Source organism: uncultured Serinicoccus sp. (assembly GCF_947487915.1).
Classification (GTDB): Bacteria; Actinomycetota; Actinomycetes; order Actinomycetales; family Dermatophilaceae; genus Ornithinicoccus.
In genome coordinates, this window is the sequence record NZ_CANKYH010000002.1 from 369,220 (window position 1) to 393,171 (window position 23,952).

Annotated in this window: 19 protein-coding genes; 3 read left to right on the forward strand and 16 right to left on the reverse strand. The window is 75.0% G+C overall.

The genetic code is table 11. From position 1 onward, the window contains the following. Nucleotides 1-89: 89 nt before the first annotated feature. Nucleotides 90-1,478, reverse strand: a complete 1,389-nt coding sequence (locus tag Q0795_RS03575; RefSeq protein ID WP_298886544.1) for a replication-associated recombination protein A — start codon at nucleotides 1,476-1,478, stop codon at nucleotides 90-92. 18 nt (nucleotides 1,479-1,496) lie between these two features. Between Q0795_RS03575 and Q0795_RS03580 the strand changes: the two genes are divergently transcribed. Together Q0795_RS03580 and Q0795_RS03585 are read left to right on the forward strand one after the other, a co-directional pair. Beyond that, nucleotides 1,497-2,261 (forward strand): GNAT family N-acetyltransferase, encoded by a 765-nt coding sequence (locus Q0795_RS03580; protein WP_298886547.1) that lies wholly within the window; start codon nucleotides 1,497-1,499, stop codon nucleotides 2,259-2,261. Between the two features lie 268 nt (nucleotides 2,262-2,529). Further along, nucleotides 2,530-4,206 carry an HNH endonuclease signature motif containing protein gene (locus tag Q0795_RS03585; protein ID WP_298886550.1) on the forward strand — a complete coding sequence of 559 codons (1,677 nt, stop codon included), beginning with the start codon at nucleotides 2,530-2,532 and terminating at the stop codon, nucleotides 4,204-4,206. Nucleotides 4,207-4,329: 123 nt separating this feature from the next. Here Q0795_RS03585 and aspS read toward each other — a convergent pair whose 3' ends face one another. Continuing rightward, on the reverse strand, nucleotides 4,330-6,126 hold the full coding sequence (aspS, locus tag Q0795_RS03590; protein WP_298886555.1) for an aspartate--tRNA ligase: 1,797 nt from the start codon (nucleotides 6,124-6,126) through the stop codon (nucleotides 4,330-4,332). Nucleotides 6,127-6,477: 351 nt separating this feature from the next. On the opposite strand from aspS, the gene Q0795_RS03595 reads away from it, so the two are divergent. Continuing rightward, a complete protein-coding gene (locus tag Q0795_RS03595; RefSeq protein ID WP_298886558.1) occupies nucleotides 6,478-7,320 on the forward strand; it encodes a hypothetical protein in 843 nt (280 codons plus the stop codon). Nucleotides 7,321-7,391: 71 nt separating this feature from the next. Here Q0795_RS03595 and Q0795_RS03600 read toward each other — a convergent pair whose 3' ends face one another. The 14 genes from Q0795_RS03600 to Q0795_RS03665 form a co-directional block, all read right to left on the reverse strand. Further along, nucleotides 7,392-8,831: a sugar porter family MFS transporter gene (locus Q0795_RS03600; RefSeq protein WP_366942447.1), complete on the reverse strand. Its 1,440-nt coding sequence runs from the start codon at nucleotides 8,829-8,831 to the stop codon at nucleotides 7,392-7,394. Nucleotides 8,832-8,870: 39 nt separating this feature from the next. Then, on the reverse strand, nucleotides 8,871-9,482 hold the full coding sequence (locus Q0795_RS03605) for an NUDIX hydrolase (protein ID WP_298886561.1): 612 nt from the start codon (nucleotides 9,480-9,482) through the stop codon (nucleotides 8,871-8,873). After that, nucleotides 9,482-11,176 carry a CTP synthase gene (locus Q0795_RS03610; RefSeq protein ID WP_298886564.1) on the reverse strand — a complete coding sequence of 565 codons (1,695 nt, stop codon included), beginning with the start codon at nucleotides 11,174-11,176 and terminating at the stop codon, nucleotides 9,482-9,484. Before Q0795_RS03610 ends, Q0795_RS03605 begins: the two co-directional genes overlap by 1 nt. Before the next feature lie 93 nt (nucleotides 11,177-11,269). Continuing rightward, nucleotides 11,270-13,297, reverse strand: coding sequence for an alpha/beta hydrolase fold domain-containing protein (locus Q0795_RS03615; RefSeq protein ID WP_298886567.1), 2,028 nt, complete (start codon nucleotides 13,295-13,297; stop codon nucleotides 11,270-11,272). Then, nucleotides 13,294-15,003: a lipid II flippase MurJ gene (locus Q0795_RS03620; protein WP_298886570.1), complete on the reverse strand. Its 1,710-nt coding sequence runs from the start codon at nucleotides 15,001-15,003 to the stop codon at nucleotides 13,294-13,296. Before Q0795_RS03620 ends, Q0795_RS03615 begins: the two co-directional genes overlap by 4 nt. Next, nucleotides 15,000-15,917: a hypothetical protein gene (locus Q0795_RS03625; protein WP_298886572.1), complete on the reverse strand. Its 918-nt coding sequence runs from the start codon at nucleotides 15,915-15,917 to the stop codon at nucleotides 15,000-15,002. The genes Q0795_RS03620 and Q0795_RS03625 overlap by 4 nt, the downstream gene beginning before the upstream one ends. Continuing rightward, entirely contained in the window at nucleotides 15,914-16,978 is a 1,065-nt protein-coding gene (locus Q0795_RS03630; RefSeq protein WP_298886574.1) for a copper transporter, read from the reverse strand. Before Q0795_RS03630 ends, Q0795_RS03625 begins: the two co-directional genes overlap by 4 nt. After that, the gene (gene steA, locus Q0795_RS03635; RefSeq protein ID WP_298886578.1) at nucleotides 16,975-18,153 is read right to left on the reverse strand and encodes a putative cytokinetic ring protein SteA; all 1,179 of its coding nucleotides are present in this window, start codon (nucleotides 18,151-18,153) and stop codon (nucleotides 16,975-16,977) included. The genes Q0795_RS03630 and steA overlap by 4 nt, the downstream gene beginning before the upstream one ends. Then, nucleotides 18,150-19,937, reverse strand: a complete 1,788-nt coding sequence (gene recN / locus Q0795_RS03640) for a DNA repair protein RecN (RefSeq protein ID WP_298886581.1) — start codon at nucleotides 19,935-19,937, stop codon at nucleotides 18,150-18,152. Before recN ends, steA begins: the two co-directional genes overlap by 4 nt. Next, nucleotides 19,934-20,863, reverse strand: a complete 930-nt coding sequence (locus tag Q0795_RS03645) for an NAD kinase (RefSeq protein ID WP_298886584.1) — start codon at nucleotides 20,861-20,863, stop codon at nucleotides 19,934-19,936. Before Q0795_RS03645 ends, recN begins: the two co-directional genes overlap by 4 nt. Then, nucleotides 20,860-21,729 (reverse strand): TlyA family RNA methyltransferase, encoded by an 870-nt coding sequence (locus tag Q0795_RS03650; protein ID WP_298886585.1) that lies wholly within the window; start codon nucleotides 21,727-21,729, stop codon nucleotides 20,860-20,862. Before Q0795_RS03650 ends, Q0795_RS03645 begins: the two co-directional genes overlap by 4 nt. Next, the gene (locus tag Q0795_RS03655) at nucleotides 21,726-21,998 is read right to left on the reverse strand and encodes a hypothetical protein (RefSeq protein ID WP_298886588.1); all 273 of its coding nucleotides are present in this window, start codon (nucleotides 21,996-21,998) and stop codon (nucleotides 21,726-21,728) included. Before Q0795_RS03655 ends, Q0795_RS03650 begins: the two co-directional genes overlap by 4 nt. After that, complete coding sequence (locus Q0795_RS03660) at nucleotides 21,995-22,825, reverse strand: HAD-IIA family hydrolase (RefSeq protein WP_298886591.1); 831 nt, start codon at nucleotides 22,823-22,825, stop codon at nucleotides 21,995-21,997. The genes Q0795_RS03655 and Q0795_RS03660 overlap by 4 nt, the downstream gene beginning before the upstream one ends. Then, on the reverse strand, nucleotides 22,822-23,811 hold the full coding sequence (locus Q0795_RS03665; protein ID WP_298886593.1) for a hypothetical protein: 990 nt from the start codon (nucleotides 23,809-23,811) through the stop codon (nucleotides 22,822-22,824). Before Q0795_RS03665 ends, Q0795_RS03660 begins: the two co-directional genes overlap by 4 nt. Nucleotides 23,812-23,952 lie beyond the last annotated feature (141 nt).

The window sequence follows — 23,952 nt, forward strand, 5'->3', positions numbered from 1 at the left end:
CAGGGGGCGCCGGCGGTGCGATGGGCTCATCCACTCTAGACGACCCCACCGGCACGGGCCGAACTCCGGCCCCACCGGCCACGGCCGCCTCAGCCCCCGCGGATGATCCGCCGCAGCTCGCGCCAGCGAGGGCCGAGGCGTTCCTCCCAGCCGCGCGTGCTGGGCTGGTAGTAGTCGGCGTCGGCCAGGTCCTCCGGGAGGAACTGCTGCTCGCCCACCCCGGCGGGCTCGTCGTGGGTGTAGCGGTAACCCTCGCCGTGACCGAGGCGGGTGGCACCGGCATACCCGGTGCCCCGCAGGTGCGGCGGGACCGGGCCGCCCCTGCCGGCCCGCACGTCGGCGATCGCGGCGTTGACGGCCGCGTAGGCCGCGTTGGACTTGGGCGCCAACGCGTTGTGCACCACGGCCTGGGCGAGGATGATCCGCGCCTCGGGCATCCCGATCTGCGCCACGGCGTGCATCGCCGCCACCGCGGTCTGCAGCGCCGTCGGGTCGCCCAGACCGACGTCCTCGCTGGCCGCGATGACGATGCGCCGGGCGATGAAGCGTGGGTCCTCCCCCGCCTCCAGCTGCCGCGCGAGGTAGTGCAGGGCCGCGTCGACGTCGGAGCCGCGCATGGACTTGATGAAGGCGCTGGCGACGTCGTAGTGCTGGTCACCCGCGCGGTCGTAGCGCACGGCCGCCTGGGCCATCGCCTGCTCGACCTGCGCGAGGGCGATCTCGACGACGTCGTCCTCGCGGCCCGCCGGGCGGTCGTCGGCGGCCACCCCGGCAGCCGCCTCCAGGGTCGTGAGCGCCCGGCGGGCGTCTCCCCCGGCCATCCGGACGACGTGCTCGGTGGCCTCGTCCCCCAGGGTGAACGCCCCGCCCAGCCCGCGCTCGTCGACGAGCGCGCGGGCGAGGACCCCGCGCACGTCCGCGTCGTCGAGCGAGGTCAGCGTGACCAGGACCGATCGCGAGAGCAGCGGGGCGATGATGGAGAAGGACGGGTTCTCGGTGGTCGCGGCCACGAGGATGACGGTGCGGTTCTCCACGCCCGGGAGGAGGGCGTCCTGCTGCGCCTTGGTGAAGCGGTGGATCTCGTCGAGGAAGAGCACCGTCTGCCGGCCGTGCAGGGAGCGCTCCTGCACCGCGCGGTCCATCACCGCCCGGACGTCCTTGACGCCGGCGGTGACGGCGGAGAGCTCCACGAAGGTGCGCTCGGCAGCCTGGGCGACCAGGTGCGCCAGCGTCGTCTTGCCGGTGCCCGGCGGACCCCAGAGGATCGCCGACAGCGGTCCGGCGGCGCCACCGGACCCCTCGATGAGCCGCCGCAGCGGTGAGCCGGGGCGCAGCGCCTCGCGCTGGCCGACGACCTCCTCCAGCGAGCGCGGGCGCATGCGGAGCGCGAGCGGGGCCAGCAGCGCACCGCTGGCGTCGCCCGCGCCGCCGGCCGCACCGACGGCGGGGTCCGCGGCGGAGGTGAAGAGGTCGGACACGCATGTCAGGCTAACGCCGTGGACCGACTCACCTCGCACGCCGAGCTGCTGTCGCTGTCCGGGGACGACCCCTGGGTGCGGTGGGCGCTCCCCGACCCGTTGCAGGGCGAGGTATGGGTGCACGACGGGGTGGCGCTCGTGCAGCGGCTCGGTCCTCGGCCGGGGTTCTGGGTGGCGCCGCTGCGAGGACGGGGCACGACCACGGAGTCAGGGCGGGTGCGCACGGCGCTGACCCAGCTGCGGCAGGGCGGTCACCTGCAGCGGCTCGGGGCCCGGGCGGTGTCCGTCCCCCAGGAGCACGCCGAGGTCGCGCACGCCGTCCTGGACCTGGGCGACGGAGGCGACTGGGACTGGATGTGGACCACCTCGCAGCCGGCCGTCGACGCGCGCGAGCGTGACGTCATACCTCTGGACGACCGGCGCGACGCCGCCGAGCTCGAGCACTTCACCCGGGAGCACAACCCACGCGTGTGGACCGAGATCGGCACCGGCCGCGTGCACCACTGGGTCGGCGTCCGGGGCCCCGACGGAGGCCTGGTCGCGGTCGGCGGGGCCGAGCGGGAGGCGACGGGGGTGCCGCACCTGGCCGGCATCGTCACCGCCGCTCCGCACCGTGGCGCCGGGCTCGCCACGGTCGTCAGCGCGGCGCTGACCCGGTGGGCGCTGGCCGGCCACGGGGCCTGCACCCTCGGCATGTTCAGCGACAACACCGCGGCTCGGAGGGTGTATGCGCGCCTCGGCTTCGGCACCGCCCGCGCCTGGCACTCCCGGATGTTGGTCTGAGGCGCCCAGGTCGCATACGTCCGACCCTCCCGGATGCCGACCCGCGGCGCCGAGGTCGCGCGCGCTGCGCTGCCCACCGTGCCGGCCAGCCGTGCCCGCCGAGCCCGCGCCTCCCAGCCCCCTCGTGACCTTTCGGCACCTGCCCCTGCTTCTCCGTGTGATGTCCTGCTGACACACCAACCGTCACCCAAGTCCTGATGCAGAACTGTCACCGATGTCCTGAGACATCACAGCCCTTGCTTCTCCGCGGGGCTTGACAATCGAACAGATGTTCGATATGATGGACGAAGCAACCATCGAGGGGGTGGGGGACATGGCGACATCGGTAACATCGACGAAGCGGCCGGTGGAGGGAGACGGGCCGGCGGGTCGTGCCGAGATCCGCGCACTGGCGGGTCGCCTCGCGCTCCCTCGCCCGGACGCGTCGGACGCCGAGCGCCTCGAGCTCATCCGCGCGCTGGAGGACCTCAACCGCGCGTCCGCCGCCGCGCACGCGGTGCTCTCGGACGAGTTCGACCGGTCCCAGCGGCAGCAACAGGAGGCCGACGGGGTCGCTGCCGCCAACGTCGGATCGGGAGTCGCGGACGACCTCGCCCTGGCGGGCAAGGTCTCCCCTGCCCGGTCCTCGAACCGCCTGGCCTGCTCCCGGGCCCTGGCCCGGGAGATGCCCCGCACCCTGGCCGCCCTGGCGGAGGGCGTGATCGACGCCCATCAGGCCGAGGTCGTCACCCGGGCCACGACCTGCCTGTCGCCTGCGGACCGTCGGCTCGTCGACGAGCAGCTCGTCGGTCAGCTCGCCGGCCTGTCCACGAGACAGCTGCGCGCCACGGTGACCGCGCTCGTCTACGAGCTGGACCCCCAGGCCCACGTGCGGCGGGCAGCCAGGGCGGCCGAGGACGCCTACGTGTCGGTGCGCCCCGCACCGGACGTCATGTGCGTCATCTCCGCGATGCTGCCGGCGGCCCAGGGGGTGGCGGTCTACGCCGCGCTCAAGCGCCACGCCGAGCTGGTCCGCGCCTCGGGGGACGAGCGCACCCAGGGCAGGATCATGGCCGACACGCTCTATGCCAACGTCACCGGGCGTGACCCCGTGGCACTGCCGGACATCGACCTCAGCCTCGTCATGACCGACGCCTCGCTCATGGCGGGGGACACCGTGGCGGCCCATCTCGACGGCTACGGCCCGCTCCCCGCGCAGACGGCACGCGACCTGCTGACCCCCTCGCCGGGGCGGGCCGCCGACCCGCCGCCTGCGACGGCGCCTGCCGACACCGCTGGCGCGCCGGAGCCGACGACCCACCGCCAGGCTGGCGGCGACGTCTGCCCGGAGGGGTCGCGCTGCCCCGCCTGGTCGTGCCCGCTGCCCCACGGCGCCACGGGCTCGGAAGGCGCGTCGCCGGACAGAGGTGCCTCGCCGACTGCACGGGGCGCCGACCTGGGCGTGCACCCGCCTGCCGGCCCCGACGCCGCCGACGTGGCTGCGGCGCGGGTCTTCGTCCGCCGGCTCTACGCCGACCCGTTGACCGGGGAGGTCTTCGCCCGGGACACCCGGCGCCGACTCTTCAGCGAGGCCCAACGGGCGCTGATCGTCAGCCGGGACCGCTACTGCCGGACGCCGTGGTGCGGGGCGCCCATCCGGCACATCGACCACCGGGTGCGGCACCGCGACGGCGGTTCGACGTCCATCCACAACGGCCAGGGGCTGTGCCAGCGGTGCAACCAGGGACGGGAGCGACCGCGGCAGGCCGCCGTGCCGCCGACTCTCTATCTCCGCCCGGGTGCGGTGCTGCCGAGGACCTCACCGGCCGCCGCCGAGGGCCGGCACCCGACAGCCGCCGAGGGCCGCCTCCCCACAGCCGCCGCCGAGGGCCGCCGGCCGACAGCCACCACCAAGGGCCGGCACCCGAGGCCGGCAGCCCGGACCCGAGGTCCAGCGCCTCCCTGACCTGCTCCACGCGCGTGCCCGCGTCCGGCCGCGACGCGACCGGCCGACCGGGCAGTCGCCGAGCAGTCGCCGGGCAGTCGCCGAGCAGTCGCCGGGCGGTCGCCGAGCAGTGCCGCTCAGTCCTCAGGCCGTGGCGCTCTCCTCCGCCTCGGGCTCGGCGTCCACTCCCGCCTCCCTGCGCTGCTCGGGCGTGATGGGAGCCGGAGCAGCGGTCAGCGGGTCGAAGCCGCCACCGGACTTCGGGAAGGCGATGACGTCGCGGATCGAGTCGGTGCCGGCCAGGAGGGCGACGATGCGGTCCCATCCGAAGGCGATCCCGCCGTGCGGCGGTGCCCCGAACTTGAACGCCTCGAGCAGGAAGCCGAACTTCTCCTGCGCCTCCTCCGGAGACAGGCCCATGATCGCGAAGACCCGCTCCTGGACGTCGCGCCGGTGGATACGGATGGACCCACCCCCGATCTCGTTGCCGTTGCACACCAGGTCGTAGGCGTACGCCAGCGCCGCGCCCGGGTCCTCCTCGAGGGAGTCCAGGAACTCCGCCTTGGGTGAGGTGAAGGCGTGGTGCACGGCGGTCCAGGCCCCGGCACCCACCGCCACGTCCCCCGCCGCGACGGCGTCACCGGCCGGCTCGAACAGCGGCGCGTCGACGACCCACAGGAAGCTCCAGGCGTCCTCGTCCACCAGACCCACGCGTTCGGCGATCTCCTGCCGGGCCGCGCCCAGCAGGGCACGCGAGGGCCTGGTCGCACCGGCCGCGAAGAAGACGCAGTCACCCGGCTCGGCACCCACGTGCGCCGCGAGTCCCTCGCGCTCCGCGTCCGAGAGGTTCTTGGCCACCGGTCCACCCAACGTCCCGTCGTCAGTGACGGTGACGTAGGCCAGACCCTTGGCCCCCCGCTGCTTGGCCCACTCCTGCCAGGCGTCGAACTGACGACGAGGCTGGCTGCCGCCGCCGGGCATCACCACCGCCCCGACGTACTCCGCCTGGAACACCCGGAAGGGGGTGTCCGCGAAGTAGTCGGTGCACTCGACCAGCTCCACGCCGAAGCGGAGGTCCGGCTTGTCCGAGCCGTACCTCCGCATCGCCTCGGCATACGTCATCCGCGGGAACGGCGTGGTGAGCTCGACGCCGATGGTGCGCCACACCTCCGCCGCGACCGCCTCGCCGAGCTCGATGACGTCGTCCTGCTCCACGAAGCTCATCTCGATGTCGAGCTGGGTGAACTCCGGCTGCCGGTCGGCGCGGAAGTCCTCGTCGCGGTAGCAGCGGGCGATCTGGTAGTAGCGCTCCATCCCGGCGACCATGAGCAGCTGCTTGAACAGCTGCGGGCTCTGCGGCAGGGCGTACCAGCTGCCCGGCTGCAGGCGGGCCGGCACGAGGAAGTCGCGGGCGCCCTCCGGGGTCGACCGCGTGAGGGTCGGGGTCTCGACCTCGACGAAGTCGCGCTCGGCGAGCACGGTGCGGGCGGCCGCGTTGACCCGCGAGCGCAGCCGCAGGTTCTGCCCCGCCGCGCCGGCTCCGGGACGTCGCAGGTCCAGGTAGCGGTGGCGCAGGCGCGCCTCCTCGCCGACGCTGACCCGCTCGTCGATCTGGAACGGCAGCGGGGCCGAGGCGCTGAGCACCTCGATCTCGGTGGCGACGACGTCGATACCGCCGGTCGGGAGCTCGGGGTTGACGTCCTTCTCCGCGCGGGCGGTGACCTCGCCGACGACCTTGACGCAGTACTCGCTGCGCAGGTCGTGCGCGGTGCCGGTGAGCACCTCGTCACGGGCGACGACCTGGACGACGCCGCTGGCGTCCCGCAGGTCGATGAAGGCGACGCCGCCGTGGTCGCGGCGTCGGGCCACCCAGCCGGTGAGGGTGACGGTCTGGCCGACGTGCTCAGGCCGCAGGGTGCCCGACTCGTGGGTGCGAAGCATGATCTCTCCTCTCGGTGCGGCGCGCCGGAGGGTCTGTCGATGCGACGACCCGGGCCCGCCAAGGCAGCCCGGGAGGTGTGGGCGGGGGCCAGGTCGCGGTGCCACCACACCTTCGCCGAGGGGACCTCGGCCTCTCGTCGGTGTCGCCGGACGCGCGGCCCCGGGCGGGTGTCACGGTCACGAGGTATGCCTGAGCCTCGGTCCTCGTCCACCCCGGCGGGTCGTCACTCCGCCCCGGGAACGACATCAGTCTACGGGTCCCGGCCAGGCGCCCGACACGCGAGCGGGGCCGCGTCGACCTGCTGCGGGCGGGACGCCGTGCCACCCTGAGGCATGGGGTGGGAGCGAGACGTGCGACGCGGTCCGGACGAGGACGGGCAGGCACGGGGCCGTGCCCCGCTCGTCGACTCCCCGGTGAAGCCGGGTGGTCAGACAGACCCTGTCGGCCGTGACGCGCGGTTCGCGCGGTGGGCCCGCCGGGTCGCCGGCGTCGTGGTCATCGTGCTGTGGGCGGCCCACGCGCTGCTCTCGCTCGTGGGTGGCCTCCAGATGGTCAACCACAGCCAGGCCGTGGAGGACCTGTCGTCCGGGAGGATGACCAGCTACGCGCTGGTGGAGGAGCGACCCGGGCAAGCGAGCTCGTCGACCTGGTGGTGGACGGGGCAGGACCTCCGACCGGCCTCCGTCGACGAGCTCCAGACCGGCACGCCCGCCGTGGTCTACACCGTGGCCGGCTCGCGCCCGCGCCTGGTGGTGCCGGACCGCATCGTCCCGAGCACGAACAGCTGGGGGTCCTGGACGGAGGCCGAGGTGGACTGGATCCAGGAGGATCTCGTGACCAGCGGGCTGCCGTCCACGGTCGCCTCGGTGGTCCCGGGACGGGTCGGGCAGGCGCACGGTCTGCTCGGCCTGGTGCTGGCCGTCAGCATGCTGGTGCACGTCGTGTTCGGGCGCGCGCCGGTGCACGGCACCCGGTGGTTCTGGTTCTGGCTCATCGGCCTGCCCGCGGGCCTGGGGGTGCTGGCCTACGCGATCTGGGAGGAGGGCGGGTGGCGCGACCACCGCGCGCCGGCACCGCAGCAGCGGTCCTCGGGTGGCTACGGCTTCGCCATCCTGCTGCTCGGGTCGTTCGTCCTCACGGCCGGCAGCCAGCTGCTCACCTGGCTGCTCGGGGTCACCGTCATCCCCCTCTGAGCAGGAGCCCACCGCGGCGTCGTCCGGGCCAGCAGGGGCCCACCCGCGCCGACGCCCCGGCGAGCTGCTCCCTACCGCGCCTTCATCGCGGCGCTGCCGGCCAGGTCGAGGGTCTCCTCCATCTCCTCCAGCGGGATGCCCTTGGTCTCCGGCATGACCTTGATCGTCCAGAACGTCATGGCCACCCCACCGAGGAGGAAGATGAGGAAGGCGACACCGCCGCCCAGGTTCCCGGCGATCGCGGGGAACGACCAGGAGATCGCCGCCGCGAAGGTCCAGTGGGTCAGCGCCCCGAAGGACTGGCCCCGGGCCCGGATGGCGTTGGGGAAGATCTCGGCGATGAAGACCCAGATGACGGCTCCCTGCCCGAAGGCGTGCACCCCCACGAAGAGCATGATGCTGGCGACGACGAGGCCGCTGGTGACCCCGGTGAAGTTGCCCTCGTAGACGAAGAACAGCACGGTGAGCAGGCCGAGGGTGAGGACGTACCCGGCCGAGCAGACGAGCATGAGGAAGCGCCGGCCCACCCGGTCGATGAGCGTCAGGGCGAGGATCGTCGCGAGCAGGTTGACGAGCCCCACGCCGGCGCTGTTGAGGAAGGCGGCGCTCTCGCCCAGCCCGGCGCTCTCGAAGATGGTGGGGGCGTAGTACAGCACCGCGTTGATGCCGCCCAGCTGGTTGAAGGCCGCGATCGCGAAGGCGAGCAGGATGACCTTGCGGTGGCCCTGGGTGAAGAACGGCACCTTGGCGCTGTCCCCTTCCACCTCCAGCGCCTCCTGGATCTCCTCGCGCTGCACCCGCGCCTCCTCGGCGTCCCCGGTGAGCCGGTCGATGACCTCCCGGGCCTCCTCGTGCCGGCCGACGGCCATCAGCCAGCGGGGGCTCTCCGGCACGAGCAGCACCAGCAGCGCGAAGGCCAAGGCCGGGATCGCCTCGACGCCGAACATCCAGCGCCAGGCGGTGTCCTCCGGGAAGAGGCTCAGGATGGCGAAGTTGGAGAGGTAGGCCAGCAGGATGCCGACCGTGATGTTGAACTGGAACAGCCCGACCAACCGACCGCGGTGCCGCGGCGGCGCGACCTCGGCGTTGTAGATCGGTGCCACCGAGGTGGCGGCACCGACCCCGAGACCGCCGACGAAGCGGAAGATCATGAAGACGACCCAGTCGGTCGCCAGGGCGCTCCCGAGCGCGGAGACGACGTAGAGGACTCCGATGACGATGAGCACCGGCTTGCGCCCGAACCGGTCGGCAGGCTTGCCGAGCCCGGCGTAGGCGGCGCCGACGACGGTGCCGATGAGCGCGGTGGCGACGGTGAAGCCGAGCGCGAACCCGGACAGCCCGAACACCTCCGTCAGGTCCGAGGTGGTCCCCGAGATCACCGCCGTGTCGAACCCGAAGAGCAGACCCCCCAGGGCCGCGATGATGGCACTTCGTAGCACCAGTGGCTGCATGTCCGCTCCTTTGCCGACGACGAGCGTCACCCGGTATGACGCCACGTCACCCTGACACACGCCGCGGCGGCGGGCACACGGGGCGCGCCGGGGGCGGGGTCAGCCGCGGAAGCCTGCCCGGGTGTGCAGCGCCAGCACCGCCAGCATGAGCGGGCCGTTGTGCACCTGCCCACCCAGCACGGCGGCCACCGCGTCGCGCACGCCGACCCAGCCGGAGGGCATACCGGCCTCCTCACCCTCCCGGGCGTGCCGCTGCGCCTCGGGGACGTCCGCGAGACCGGTGGCGACGAAGACGTGGATGGTCTCGTCGAGCCCGCCCGGGGAGGGCGTGAACGACACCAGGGGCTCCCAGTGCTCGGCCCGCAGGTCGGCCTCCTCGGCCAGCTCGCGGCGCGCGGCCTCCACCGGCGGCTCCCCCTCGACGTCGAGCAGCCCCGCCGGGATCTCCCAGTCCTCGGCGCCGATGGGGTGGCGGTACTGCCGGATGACGAAGATCTCCGGCTCGCCCCGGTCCTCGCGCACCGCGAGGACGGCGACCGCGCCGGTGTGGTGCACGTACTCCCTGCTGGCCGGGCCGTCGTCCAGCTCGACCTCGTCGCGGTGCACGTCCCAGACGGCACCCCGCATCGCCACCTCGGTGCTGCGCACGGGGCGGGACCCGGGCAGGTCGACGAGCTCGGGCAGCCCCAGCCGGGGCGCGGAGAGGGTCATCAGTCGGGCAGCTCGTGGTGATGCTGACGCTCCACCTCGACGAGCCGCTGGCTGCGCTGGGCGTCCAGCGCCGCCGCCACCAGTCCGGCGAACAGCGGATGGGCGTGGTCGGGCCGGGACTTGAACTCGGGGTGGGCCTGGGTCGCGACGTAGTAGGGATGCACCTCGCGCGGCAGCTCGACGAACTCGACGAGCCCCCCGTCCGGGGACTGACCGCTCACCACGAGCCCGGAGGCACCCAGCTGGTCGCGGAACCCGTTGTTGACCTCGTAGCGGTGCCGGTGCCGCTCGGTCACCTCGGTCGTCCCGTAGGCGGCGGCCACGACCGACCCCTCGGTGAGCACGGCCGGGTAGGACCCCAGCCGCATGGTGCCGCCGAGGTCACCGGCACCCTCCACGAAGGACTTCTGCTCCTCCATCGTGGCGATGACCGGCGCGGGGGTGTCCGGGTCGAACTCCGTGGAGCTCGCGCCCTCGATACCGGCGACGTGACGCGCGTGCTCGATGACCATCGCCTGCAGTCCCAGGCAGATCCCCAACGTCGGCACCTGGCGCTCCCGCGCCCAGCGCAGCGCCCCGATCTTCCCCTCGATGCCGCGCACGCCGAACCCGCCGGGCACGAGGATGGCGTCGACCCCGCCGAGCGCCCGGGCCGCCCCCGCCTCGGTGCGGCACTCGTCGGAGGCCACCCAGCGGATGTCGACCTTCGCGTCGTGCTTGAACCCACCGGCGCGCATGGCCTCGGTCACCGACAGGTAGGCGTCCGGCAGGTCGACGTACTTGCCGACCAGGGCGATCTCGACGCGGTGCTCGGGCTCGTGCACCCGCTCGAGCAGCGCGTCCCAGGCCGACCAGTCGACGTCCCGGAACGGCATCCCGAGGTGCCGCACGACATACGCGTCCAGCATCTCGGTGTGCAGGACCTTGGGGATGTCGTAGATCGAGGGGGCGTCCACGGCCGCGGCCACCGCGTCGGAGTCGACGTCGCACATCATCGAGATCTTGCGCTTGATGCCCTCGGGGATCTCCCGGTCGGCGCGCAGCACCAGGGCGTCGGGGGTGATGCCCACCTGCCGCAGCGCCGCCACCGAGTGCTGCGTCGGCTTGGTCTTGAGCTCCCCGCTGGGCGCGAGGTAGGGCACCAGGGACACGTGCAGGAAGAAGGAGTGGGCACGCCCGATGTCGTGGCGCACCTGGCGGGCCGCCTCGAGGAAGGGCAGCGACTCGATGTCGCCGACCGTCCCCCCGACCTCGGTGATGATGATGTCCGGTCGCTCCCCCGGCGGCCGGTCCGCGGCCGCCCGCATGCGCGCCTTGATCTCGTTGGTGATATGCGGGATGACCTGGACGGTGTCGCCGAGGTAGTCGCCGCGCCGCTCCTTGGCGATCACGTCGTTGTAGATCTGCCCGGTGGTGACGTTGGACCGGCCCCACAGGTCGGTGTTGAGGAAGCGCTCGTAGTGCCCGATGTCGAGGTCGCACTCGGCGCCGTCCTCGGTGACGAACACCTCGCCGTGCTGGAAGGGGTTCATCGTGCCGGGGTCGACATTGATGTAGGGGTCGAGCTTCTGCATCGTCACCCGCAGCCCCCTGCTCCGGAGCAGGAACCCGAGGCTCGAGGCCGTCAGTCCCTTCCCGAGAGAGGAGGCGACGCCTCCGGTCACAAAGATGTGCTTCGTCGTCGTCTCCGCCACGGGCTTGCATCCTACGGGACGTCCGCGCGGTCCGGGACAGGGGTCGTCACCGGGCGCGTCGCGAGGCGCTCCCCGCGGGGGCGCCGTGCGCGGTCAGGGAGTCCCGGGCCCGAGACGGTCGGCGAGCCAGGAGCGGGCGGTGGCCAGGAGCTGGAGCGCCAGCGGGTGGCGGGGCGCCCACGCCTCGAAGCCGTGCGGCGCCCCGGCCACCACCTCCAGGGTGACGTCGGCGCCCGCCGCGCGGAGACGGTCCGCGTAGTCGGTGTCCTCGGCGAAGAACAGCTCGATGTCGGAGGTGGAGATCCAGGTCGGGGGCAGCCCGCTCAGGTCCTCCCGACGGGCCGGAGCGGCGTACGGCGGCAGCGTCTCGGCTCCGACGTCCCCGCCGAGGTAGGCCGACCAACCGGCGAGGTTCGCCCGGTTGTCCCAGACGAGGTGGCCGGTGGCGTCCCGGTCGCGGTCCGCGGCCGTGCGGTCGTCGAGCATCGGGCAGAAGAGCCACTGCGCCGCCACGGGGTCTCCCCCGTCGACGACCCGGTGGACGAGGCTCGCGGCGAGCCCGCCCCCGGCGCTCTGCCCGCCGATCGCCAAACGCTCGGGATCGAGGCCGAGGTCCGTGGCGTGGGCGCGTAGCCACCGCCACCCCGTGAGGCAGTCGTCCAGCGCCGCCGGGAAGGGGTGCCGCGGGGCCAGCCGGTAGTCCACCGAGACGACCGTGACCCCGGTGTCGCGCGCCGTCTGCCCGCAGTGCCTGTCGTCCATGGCGGCCGACCCCAGGACCAGTCCTCCGCCGTGGATCCACAACAGCCCGGCGCCGGAGGGGTTAGAAGGGATGTAGACCCGCAGCCTTACGCCCTGGTGCCGGAGCGTGTGGCGCCTGACCGACGCGACCCGTCGGCCGGGCACGAGGGCGGTCACCGACCGCGCCAGGAGGAGCGCGGCCCGGCTCTCGAGGTTGACGCGCGGCGTCCTCAGCGCGGCGGCGCGCAGGGTCGGATCGACGGCCGGGTCGGGCAGGACTCCACGGTATGCCGTGAGCACCGCCTCGAGCGCGTCCCGCCTGGTCGGCAGACGGCTCGCCCGGTCGCGGGCCCGCCGGGCGAGGTCGGCCCGGGCCCCGGGGTCGAGCAGGAGACCGGCGACCGCGTCGGCCAGCGCGGCGGACGAGCCCGGGGGCACGAGCACCCCCGCACCACCGAGGAGGTCCGACGTGCCCCCCACGTCGGTGGCGACGACCGGGGCACCGGCGGCGAGCGCCTCCTGCAGGACCAGCGGCTGCCCCTCCCAGTCCGCGGACGACACGACGACGTCCGCGCCGGCGAGCAGCCTCGGGACGTCCTGCCGGTGGCCCAGGAAGTGCACGTCTCCCCCACCGCGCTCGGCCTGCTCGCGCAGGGCCCCGGCGAGGGGTCCCTCACCGACCACCGCCAGGACCGGGGGGGAACCGAACCGGGCGTCGTCGCGCAGGCGGCGGTAGGCGTCCAGGAGCAGGTCGACCCGCTTCTGGCGGGCCAGCCGACCCGCCGTGAGGACCAGCCCCGCTCCGTCCGGGACGCCCAGCTCGGCGCGCAGCTCCCGCGCGGCCTGCTCGCGCTGCGCGCAGGTGGCCGGAACGGCCGCCGAGGAGGGGACCACCGCGAGGCGCGCCCCGCGGGCACCGCGCCGGCGGGCCCGCTCCACCAGGTCCGACGACACCCCCAGCACGAGGTCCGCCCGTCGGCAGACGAGGGCCTCGAGCGACGCATACGTCCACGACGCCGCACGCCCCTCCGGAGGACCGTTGTGGCTGGTGACGACCAGGGGGACCCGCCGGGACCGCCCCCCGCCGACGGCCAGGGCCGCGGCGGCACCGGCGCGGACGCCGTGCGCGTGCACCACCTGCGCGCCCCGGGCCAGGAGCCGCAGCCGGGCGTGGGTGCTCGCGAGGGCGCCCGGTGAGCCCACGCCGACCTCCACCGGCTCGACCCGGGCCCCGGTGGCCTGCAGGTCGAACCGGTCCGTCACCGTCCGCGGGCAGGCCACCACCACGACGTGACCGGCGCCCACGAGGTCCACGGCGAGCTGGCGCACGTGTCGACCGACGCCGCCGCCGACGAGCCCGACGACCAGCAGCACCCTCACCGGTCGCTCTCCCGTCGTCGACCCCGCATCCGCAGCCGTTCACGGAGGGGGGCGGCCGCCTCCCGGTCCAGCAGCAGGACGAGGCCGAGCACCACCGCGGCGGCAACCCCGCCACGCAGGAGGCCCAGCGCCACCGCCACGGCCAGCGTCGCCGGTTCACCCGACGGGTCGGAGGCACCCGGCAGCTGGGCCGCGACCAGCACCCCCACCAGCGCACCGGCCAGGGACACCGCCAGCGCGCGGGGAAGCCCCGTGAGCGCTCCCGGACCCCAGGCCACCCGGGTCCACCAGGCGAGGACGCCGGCCGAGACCACCATCCCCACCGACGAGGCTCCGGCCAGCAGGACCAGCACCCCGGCCACGCCGTCCGCGGCGGCCGCCCCCGCCCCCACGAGGCCCACGAGTGCCGCCAGGAGCCAGCCGGAGGCGGCTCCGGCCGCCGCCGCGCGGGGCCGGTCGGCGACGTAGAGCGCGCGGGTGAGCAGCGCGACGAGGCCGAAGCCGACGAGACCCGGCGCGAGGACGGCCAGCGCGGCGGGCAGGGCTCCCAGCGCCTCCCGCCCTGCTCCCCCGGCGCCGGCGTCGAGGGCCAGGAAGGCCGCCCCCACCTCCCCGCTGGCGGCGGCCAGGGCGGCGGCGCCGGCGACCGAGGCCGCGACCACCGCGGTCGCCGTCCGACGCAGCACCGCGCGGGTCCGCGCCGCGTCGCCCACGAGACGGGGGAAGGCCGCCGTGGCCAGCGGGACCACCAGCACGGCGTAGGGCAGCAGGTAGACGGTCTGCGCGTACGTCCAGACCGTGATCCCCCCGACACCGGTGCTGTTGGCCACGAGGATCACCACCACCGTGAAGACCTGCTGGGTCCCCACGGTCACCAGCCCGGCGAGCGCCAGCCCGCCCGCGAGGCGTCCCGAGCCCGCCGGGAAGCGCAGGGTGGGACGCCACCGCACCCCGGCGCGGGCGACGGGAAGCAGCAGCGGCAGGCTGAGGGCGGCCACCCCGACGGTGGTGCCACCGGCCAGCAGGAGCAGGGCGCGGTCCGGCACCTCGCCCAGCGGGACGTCGGCGTCGACGGTGGCGCCGACGAGCAGGTAGACGGCGATGACCACGAGGCTGGACAGCAGCGGGGCGAGCGCGGCGGCGAGGAAGCGTCGGTGGGCCTGCAGCACCCCGGTGAGCACGATGCCGATGCCGTAGAGCACCACCTGGGGCGCGAAGAGCAGGAGCATGAGGCGCCCGACCTGCTGCGCCGCCGCCGGGTCGCAGCCGTCGGGGTCGCCGGCGCCGAGCAGCGCGGAGGTGATCGGCCCCGCGAGCAGCGCTGCCAGGAGCCCGAGCGGCACGAGGACGAGCAGTGCCCAGCCCAGCAGCGCCGAGGCGGTGCGGTCCGCGCGGTCCTCGTCACCGTCCTGCAGGTGACGTGCCACCAGCGGGACAGCCACCGCGGCGAGCGCCCCGCCGGCCGCGATCTCGAACACGACGTTGGGGATGAGGTTGACGGTGGTGTAGACCTGCCCCAGACAGGTCGTCCCCACCGCCTCCGAGAAGACCACCCAGCGGGCGACCCCGGCCACCCGGGCGAGCAGGGTGGTGGCCGCGACGACGCCCGCCGCGGCGAGCAGTCCCTGCCCGACGATCCGGCGGCTCGGCCCCGGTCCCGGCCCTGGCCCCGTTCCCGGGCGTGCTCCCGGTCCCGACGAGCTCATCGGCGGCCCCAGCGGTCCAGCTGACGCAGGACGGGGGTCGCGTCGATGACCCGGGAGAAGCTCACCCGCTCGCTGAGCAGGGTCAGGCCGGCCAGGGCGGCGAGGCAGGTCCAGCGGGCCCGTGGCGACAGCTCGCGGACGGCCGCCACGCCGAGGGCCGCACCCACGGCGTTGGCCCCGGTGTCCCCGAGCATGCTCCGGCTGCCCAGGTCGTCGGGCAGGGCAGCGAGAGCGGCGCCCGAGCAGGCCGCCGCCGCCGGCTGCGTGCGCGCCAGCGGCAGGCCGACGAGGAGTCCGACCTTGAGCGTCCTCCCGGGGCGCAGGTCCAGCAGGTTGGCGAGGTTCGCGGCACCGGCGACGACGCCGGCGGCAGCCAGGGTGGAGGCCCCCCGCCCCCGGCAGCGGTCGGCCTCAAACGCGGCCAGCGCGCCGGCCGTCACGAGCACCGCGACCTTGAGCGCGCCGGTGGTCACCCGGCCCCGCCGCAGGGCGCCGAGGTGCCCCCGCAGCCCCTTGACGCCGGTGTCGCCCGCCAGGTCGTCGACGGCACCCCCGCCCGCGGCGAGCAGCACCGCCGCGGCCGAGGCGGGTTCGACCAGGGCCAGCGGCGCCGCCGTGCCGATCGCCAGGGCCACCCCCTCCACCAGCGTCACCTCGTCGCCGCGGTGGTTCACCCGGACCCAGCGACGGCCACCACCGGGCAGGGCGTCTCGTCGGTCCAGCAGACGCACCCCCCAGGTGAGCACGACGGCTGCGCCGGTCACAGCCACGGGGCGCGGGAAGGCAGGCGTGCCGGCACCGACGGAGGGGCCGGCCGGGGTCACGGGGCCGACGGAGGGGCCGGCCGGCGCCAGGGGGCCGACGGAGGGGCCGGCCTGCGCCAGGGGGCCGACGGAGGGGCCGGCCTGCGTCACGGGGCCGACGTGGTCTCGGTGTCGTCGGGCACCGGCTCGCTCGCCGGAGCCTGCCCGTCGGCGCCGGTCGTGGCGCCGAGCCGCAGCGGCGGCGGCGCCGGCACCGGCGCCTCCGCCTGGCGGCCGAGCCCGTAGTGCCCGGCCTCGTCCTGCAGCTCCCAGGCCAGCCCGAGCACCGCCGCCGCCCGGCCGCTGGCGCTCTCCAGGTCGTCGACGGTCGAGACGTCGTCCCGGAGGCCGCCCTCGTCACGGATGGCCTGGACGAGGGCGTCCTCGCCGCCCCCCTCGGCCAGGGCCTCGGTCTCGGTGCCCGCCGCCCCAACCACCAGCGGCTGCTCCAGCGCGGCCAGCGTGCGGACGAGGTCCAGCCGGGTGCGCAGCCGGTCCTCGGCCTCCGGGCCCGCGTCGTCGTCCCCCTCCGGCAGTCCGCCGCCGACGATGACCATGGCGTCGGGGGGGCGACGGTCGGTGACCTGGGCAGCCTGCCCCTGCCAGCGCAGGTCGAGCAGCCCCTCCTCCTCCAACCGCTCGGCGGCCGCCAGCCAGGCTCCCACGTCGCCGTCCGGGTCCGCCCCCGCCAGGATGGTCCCGAGCAGCGCACCGGGGCCCGCCTCCTCCAGACCCCTGGCCTCGGGGATCTCCAGCGTGCTCGCGAGCCGCTCGACCACCCCCTCGTCGACCTGCCCGGCGTCGAGGGAGTCGTCGACCTCGACCTCCAGCACCAGCGCGCCGCCGGCCTCGCCGAGGCGGTCCTCCAGCAGCGCCACGTGGTTGCGGTCGGCCCCGGGCAGGACCACCAGGGCCACGCGGGTGCCGTTGAGGGTGCCGGCCACCCCGCGCGGGCTGAGCAGGTCGACGGCCTCGTCCTTGGCCTCGGCCTGCCGTGCCCGCACGTCCAGCTCGCTGCGCAGCTCGGTCCGCTCCGTCCGCAGCTGGCCGACCTCCTCGTCGATGGTGTCCGAGATGCCCTCGCGCAGCGGGCCGGCGCCGAGCACGATCCCGACCGCCAGGGCGATGAAGACCGCGACCAGCGACACGAGGTGGTAGCGGAAGTCGATCACGGTGAGAACAACCCCTCCATCCAGGCCCAGACGTCGTCCCATCGTACGGCCAGCACGCCCAGCAGGGCCCTGCCACCAGGGGTGACCGCCAGGGCAACGAGCAGGGCCAGCAACCCGGCCAGCACCAGCCAGACCAGCGACACGGTGGGGATCCGAGACCGGTACAGGAGGCTCACCCCCTTGGCGTCCACCAGCTTGCTCCCGACCCGCAGCCGGGTGAGGAAGGTGCTCGCCATCCCCTGCCTGCCTTTGTCGAGGAACTCCACCAGGGTCGCGTGCGTGCCGACCGCCACGATGAGCTCGGCCCCGAGCTCGTCGGCCAGCAGCATGGCGATGTCCTCGCTCGTCCCCGGCGCCGGCAGCACGACGGCATCGGTGACCCCCAGGGCCTGCACCCGTTCCAGACCGGGGGCGCGGCCGTCGCGGTAGGCGTGCACGACCAGCTCGGCGCCGCTGGTCAGGGCGGCGTCGGACACCGAGTCCATGTCGCCGACGACGAGGTCGGGGGTGTGCCCCATCTCCAGCAGCGCGTCCGCCCCGCCGTCGACGCCGATGAGGACGGGCCGGGCCTCGCGGAGGAACGGACGCAGGGTCTGCAGGTCCTCCTTGTAGTGGTAGCCGCGCACGACCACCAGGGCGTAGCGTCCGGCGAAGCTCGTGCGCAGCTCCGGGACCCCGATGCCGTCCAGCAGCAGCTCGCGCTCCGCCCGGACGTACTCCATGGTGTTGTGGGAGAACGCCTCGATCTGCTCGGAGAGGTTGCCGCGGGCGTCCTCCTGCTGCTGGCGCACCAGCTCCGGCGTCATCCGGACCCCCTCGGCGACGACGGCCCCGTCGACCCGGACCTGCTCGCCGGTCACGGTCACGGTCACCCCCTCGGGCAGGGCCATCACCTCGCTCCCGGCGGCGTCGATCAGCGGTATGCCCGCCTCCATGAGGATCTGGGGACCCATGTTGGGGTAGGCGCCGGTCGTGGACGACGCGGCGTTGACGACCGCGACCGGTGCGCAGGCGACGAGGGCGGCGGCGCTGACCTGATCGAGGTCGGCGTGGTCGATGACCGCGACGTCCCCGGGCTGCAGCCGTGCCGTCAGCCGTTTGGTGCGCGCGTCGACCCGCGCCGGGCCCACCACGGGACCGGCGTGGCGGGTGCTCGCTCGGCGCCTCGTGCTCATCCGGCGTCAATGGTCGCACGACGGGAGAGCAGCTCCCGTGCGTGTTCCAGCGCCGCGTCGGAGTCGGCGACCCCACCCAGCATGCGCGCCAGCTCCGCCTCGCGCTCGGCCCCCTCCACGACGCTCACGTCGCTGCTCGTGACCTGGCCGTCGGTGCTCTTGCGCACCACGAGGTGGCGGTCGGCGTGTGCGGCGACCTGCCCCAGGTGGGTGACGACGACGACCTGCGAGGTGGTCGCCAGCCGCGCCAGGCGCGCCCCCAGGTCCAGCGCCGCCGCGCCACCGACGCCGGCGTCGACCTCGTCGAAGACGTAGGTGGGGACGGACCCGTCGCCGCAGACCAGCTCCAGGGCGAGCATGACCCGGGACAGCTCACCGCCGGAGGCCGCCCTGGTGACCGATCGCGCGGGGGCTCCCGGGTTGGCGGCCAGGCGGATCTCGACGGTGTCGAGGCCGGAGCGTCCGGCCCGCACCAGCGACCCGTCGGACAGCCGCACGACCGGCTCCCCGGGGCCGTCCTGCGGGCCGTCCGCGCCCGCCGGTCGCTCGGGCCGGCGGTGGGCCACCTCGATGCTCACCGTCGCCGAGCCCATGGCCAGGTGCGCGAGCTCCTCGGTGACGGTCGCCCCGACCCGCTCGGCGGTCCGTCGGCGGACCGCGCCGAGCTCGGCGCCGCAGCGCGCCGTCTCGTCCCGCAACCGGGCCACCTCCGAGGCCAGCGCGGCGAGGTCCTCGTCGGAGACGTCGATGTCGTGCAGCTCCTGCGCCGCCCGTCGGGCGAAGGCCAGCACCTCCTCGGTGCTCGAGCCGTACCGCCGCAGGAGCGCACCGATCTCGGAGCGCCGCGCGTGGACGGACTCCAGTCGCTCCGGGTCGACGTCGACCCCGGCGGCGTAGCCCGCCAGCTCTGGCCCGAGGTCGCTCGCGAGATAGAGCAGGTCCTGCACGCGGCGCTGCAGCCCGGCCAGCTCCTCGTCGTGCTCGGCCGCCGGCCCGAGGGCTGCGACCGCGGTTCCCAGCAGCCCGGAGACCGACGGGCCGTCCGCCGCTCCGGTGGCCGGGTCGCCCCCCACGAGCGCGTCGTGGGCGGTGTGCGCCGCCTGCCGCAGCTCCTCGGCGTACGTCAGGCGGTCCGCCTCCGCACGCAGGTCTGACTCCTCCCCCGGCACCGGGTCGACCTGCTCGATCTCCTCCACGGCGGTGCGCAGGGCGGACACCCGCAGCGAACGCTCGGCGGTCGTCCTCGTCAGCTCGGCCCACCGCTCCTGGGCCTGCTGCCAGGCCTGCCAGGCCACGGCATACGCCTCGGCGGCCGCCGCGAGGTCGGGACCGCCGGCGGCGTCCAGCAGGACGCGGTGCTGCTCGGTGTCCCGTAGCCGCCACTGGTCCGCCTGGCCGTGGACCGCCACGAGGTGCTCGCCGACCTCCCCCAGGACCGAGACGGGAGCGCTGCGTCCCCCGACGCTGGCGCGGGACCGGCCCTCGGCGGCCACCGTGCGCACCAGGATGAGCCCGTCCGTGGCGTCGCCCCCGGCCTCCTCCACCCGCCGGGCGGCGGGGTGCTCGCGGGGCACGTCGACCTCACCCTCCACCACGGCCCGGGAGGCCCCCGCGCGCACCAGGCCGGCGTCGGCGCGCTCCCCCAGGAGCAGCCCCAGGCCGCTGACCACCATCGTCTTGCCGGCCCCCGTCTCGCCGGTGATGACGTTGAGGCCGGGGGCCAGGTCGAGCTCGGCCTCCTCGATGACCCCGAGCTGCTGGAGCCGGATGCGCCGCAGCGTCACGCCGTGACCTCGGGCGGACCGCCGGCGGGACCGCGCCACCCGGAGACGGGGAGGGCGAACTTGGCGACGAGACGGTCGGTGAAGGCACCGGTCCCGAGCCGCGCCAGCAGGACCGGCGTCGTGGACCGGCGCACCTCGATGCGCGCGCCCGGCGGCAGCTCGACGGTGCGGCGGCCGTCGCACCACATCACGCCGGTGACGTGGCTGTGCGGGACCACCTCGACGGCCAGGTGCGCGTCCGGCCCGAGGACCACGGGACGCGCGAAGAGGGCGTGCGCGGAGATGGGGACGACGAGCAGCGCCTCCACGTCGGGCCAGATGATCGGCCCGCCACCGGAGAACGCGTAGGCGGTCGAGCCCGTGGGGGTGGACATGACGACGCCGTCGCAGCCCCAGGTGGACAGCGGTCGTCCGTCGACCTCGACCGCCAGCTCCAGCATGCGCTCCCGGGCGGACTTCTCGACGCTCGCCTCGTTGAGGGCCCAGTTGTGGCAGACCACCCGGCCGTCGTGCACGACGTCGACCTCCAGCGTCATCCGCCGCTCGACGTGGTAGTCCCGGTCGACGATGCGGGCGACGATGACCTCGATGTCGTCCTTCTCCGCCTCGGCCAGGAAGCCGACCCGACCGAGGTTCACCCCCAGCAGCGGCGTCCCGGCCGGTCGGGCGATCTCCGCCCCCCGCAGGATGGTGCCGTCGCCCCCGAAGACGACGACCAGCTCGCAGCCCGAGGCGTCGACGTGCCCGGGCACCGGGCTCTTCAGGGCGACCACCTCGCTGTCGCCGACCACCTGGTGGGTGGGGTCCGCCTCGGGGACGACCTCGACCTCGATACCGTGCTGCCCCAGCCGCTCGGCGAACTCGCTCGCCAGGTGCGGGACGTCGGACCGCGTCGGGTGGGTCACGAGCATGATCCGCCGGCTCATCCGTCCTCCTGTGCTCGGGCCCTGATCAGGGCGGCCATACCGGTCCGCCCGGGTGCACAGCCCATCATGCCCTCCCCGTCCCGGCAGGGGCCCGGGTGGGCGCACCGGCGCAGCCACCAGAGGTACTCCACGTTGCCGCTGGCCCCGCGCAGCGGGGAGAGGAGCAGGTCCTGCGGCGACAGGCCGTGCTCGCGGGCCTGGGCGTCGAGCTCCTGGAGCACGCGCTCGCGGTGAGCCGGGGACCGCACGACCCCGCCGCGCCCGAGGGCGCCCGCGCCGACCTCGAACTGCGGCTTGACGAGCAGCACGAGGTCGGCGCCGGGAGCGGCGAGCTCGGCGAGGTGCCCCAGCACGACCGACAACGAGATGAAGGACAGGTCGGCGACCACCACCTCGAAGGGACCTCCGAGGGACGCGGGGGTCGCGTCCCTGACCGAGAGCCCCGGTCGGTCCTCCACCCGCGGGTCCTCGTGCAGCACCGGGGACAGCTGTCCGTGCCCCACGTCCAGAGCGACCACCCGAGCCGCCCCGCGCTCGAGCAGCACCTGCGTGAAGCCGCCGGTGGACGCCCCCACGTCCAGGGCCTCGCGGCCGGGGATCCGCTCGCCCACCTCCGGCCACGCCTCCAGCGCGTGCGCGAGCTTGACCGCGCCACGCCCGACCCAGCCGCGGCGCACCCAGGCGGACTCGGTGCCGGCTCCCGACCCCTCGACCCTCACGTCCTCGTCCGCAGCGACCGGATGCGCGGCCCGCCGCACCGTCTGTCCACCCACCTGCACGAGGCCGTCCCGGATCAGCAGCTGTGCCTGCGTGCGGCTCGAGGCCAGACCCCGGGCGACGAGCGCCCGGTCCAGCCGGACGCTCACCGGGGTCGCGGCCTGGCCCCTGCCGAGCCGGGCTGGTCGGTATCCGGGCTCGTCAGCCGGGCCTGCAGCGACCGGTGGGCCGTGGCGAGGGCGTCGGCCACCGAGGCCGGGTCCCCCTCGTCGAGTCCACGCCGCAGGGTCCTCAGGGTCGCGTCGACCTCGTCGTCACCCGTGGCGGGCGGAGCCCCGGTCGCCTCGAGGTCGGTCGGGGCGTTAGGCCCGTCAGACCCCTCCTGCGGCTGGGCACCTGGTCCTGGTCCGCCGCTCACGTGGCACCCCACAGCCCGGCCAGGTCGAGGAGGGTGCTCGCGACGTGGTCGGGACGCTGGTCGTCGGGCGCCGCCTCCGCCTCGGCCCTCTCGGAGACCCCGGTCAGCACCAGGGCGCTCGGCAGCCCGGCCGCCCGGGCTCCGGCGATGTCGGTCTCCAGCCGGTCCCCCACCATGAGGGTCTGCTCGCGCGGATGGCCGAGCCGGCGCAGGCCCACGACGTAGGCGGGACGGTGCGGCTTCCCCACCACCCTCGGGCGACGACCGGTGGCGTGGGCCACCGCGGCCACGAGCGAGCCGTTGCCCGGCGCCAGGCCGCGCGCGGTGGGCAGGGTCGCGTCGTCGTTGGTGGCGATCCACGGGACGCCGGCGCGGACCGCGTAGGCGGCCTCGGTGAGGTCGGTGACCCCCAGTCGGGGTCCGTAGCCCTGGACCACCGCGCCCACCTCAGGCGCAGCGTCCTGCTCGACAGCCGCCGCCACCTCCTCGGGGGAGATCACTGCGAAGCCGGCGTCGCGCAGCGCCCGAGCCACGCCCTCCCCGCCCACGGCGAGGACCGGGGCGGAGCCCAGCAGCTCCGGGTGCTCCTCCCCGAGCACCTCCGCAGCCACCTGAGAGGCAGTGAGGATCTCCTCCTCCGCGGCGCGGACCCCCAGCTCGGTCAGGTGACGCGCCACCATCTCGGGCGTCCTCGAGGCGTTGTTGGTCATGAAGAGCACGTCCACGCCCGCGTCCCTGGCGCTCTGCAGCCCGTCGACGGCTCCCTCGCAGACCTGGTCGCCCCGGTAGACCACGCCGTCCAGGTCGCAGAGGAGGCCGGAGATCACGACCGGGCCTCCGGGCGGCCGCGCCCCTCGCCGGCCGGGCGGGACGGCACGTCCGCACCGGACCGGTCCGTGCCCTCGACCGGGTCGTCGTCACCGAGGTCGACCACCCAGGCCTCGTCACTGGTGCCGAGACGCTCCGCGGCGTCGGTCTCGCCGTTGACGTCCACCTCCGCCGCCGAGGCGTACCACTCCTGCGCCTCGTCGACCCGGCCCGCACCCTCCAGCGCCGACGCATAGGCATACCGCACGCGGGCCGCCCACGGTTGCCGCGCCGTGCTCGCCCGGGCCAGCCGCTCGATGTGCTGGACGGCAGCGGCGTGCTGCCCGAGATCGGCCCGTGCGCCGGTCACGACGATCGCCAGCTCGACCTGCTCCGCCGCCGCGAGACGGGCCGCCTCGGGCGAGGCCGCCAGCTCCACAGCGCGCTCCGGGCGTCCGAGACCACGCTCGACATCGGCCATCAGGGGCAGGAGGTGCTGGGAACCGCTGAGCCGGCGAGCCGTGCGGAACTCGGCCAGGGCCTTGGCCCACTCACCGCGGCGGTAGTAGACGACCCCCAAGGTCTCCCGGACCCCGGCGACGCGCCCGGCGCGACGGGCGGCCGCCTCCGCGTGGGCCAGGGCCAGCTCGTAGTCCTCGGCGTCCAGCAGCCGCCCGACCATCACGAGGTGGCCCCCCACGCCCTCGGCATTCTCCTTGCTCAGCGTCCGCAGCTCGCTGCGCAGCGAGCGGTCCAGCCCACCGGCGTCGGCGTCCTCAGGCAGCGGGGGCTCGGGGATCCTGGGCGGCCGGCGCACGTCCGACCGGTCCGCGGAGTCCGCGTGCGACGGACGTCCGGCCCCGGGCCCGCCCCGTGGACCTCCCCGGCCCTGCTGCTCGCGGGCGCCGCCGTCGCGACCACGCCGCTCTCCCCGGCGCCCGCGACCGTCGTCGCGTCGCTCGCGCCCCTCGGGGCGCGGGCCGGAGGCCGGGCGTTCCTGGTTCACGGGTGTCCTCTCGTCTGCAGCCTGGGGCATCATTCTTGCAGGTCCGCGCGGGCGGCCCGGCCGCGGACATGCGGAAGGGCCCGCCCTGGTGGGCGGGCCCTTCCGTGAATGGTGGTCCGGCGGTGTCCTACTCTCCCACAC

Excerpts from the sequence above, each read along its gene's own strand:
- Q0795_RS03620 (WP_298886570.1), bottom strand. The coding sequence starts at position 15,003 with ATGAGCTCGTCGGGACCGGGAGCACGCCCGGGAACGGGGCCAGGGCCG.
- Q0795_RS03605 (WP_298886561.1), bottom strand. The coding sequence starts at position 9,482 with ATGACCCTCTCCGCGCCCCGGCTGGGGCTGCCCGAGCTCGTCGACCTG.
- Q0795_RS03645 (WP_298886584.1), bottom strand. The coding sequence starts at position 20,863 with ATGAGCCGGCGGATCATGCTCGTGACCCACCCGACGCGGTCCGACGTC.
- aspS (WP_298886555.1), bottom strand. The coding sequence starts at position 6,126 with ATGCTTCGCACCCACGAGTCGGGCACCCTGCGGCCTGAGCACGTCGGC.
- Q0795_RS03585 (WP_298886550.1), top strand. The coding sequence starts at position 2,530 with ATGTTCGATATGATGGACGAAGCAACCATCGAGGGGGTGGGGGACATG.
- steA (WP_298886578.1), bottom strand. The coding sequence starts at position 18,153 with ATGAGCACGAGGCGCCGAGCGAGCACCCGCCACGCCGGTCCCGTGGTG.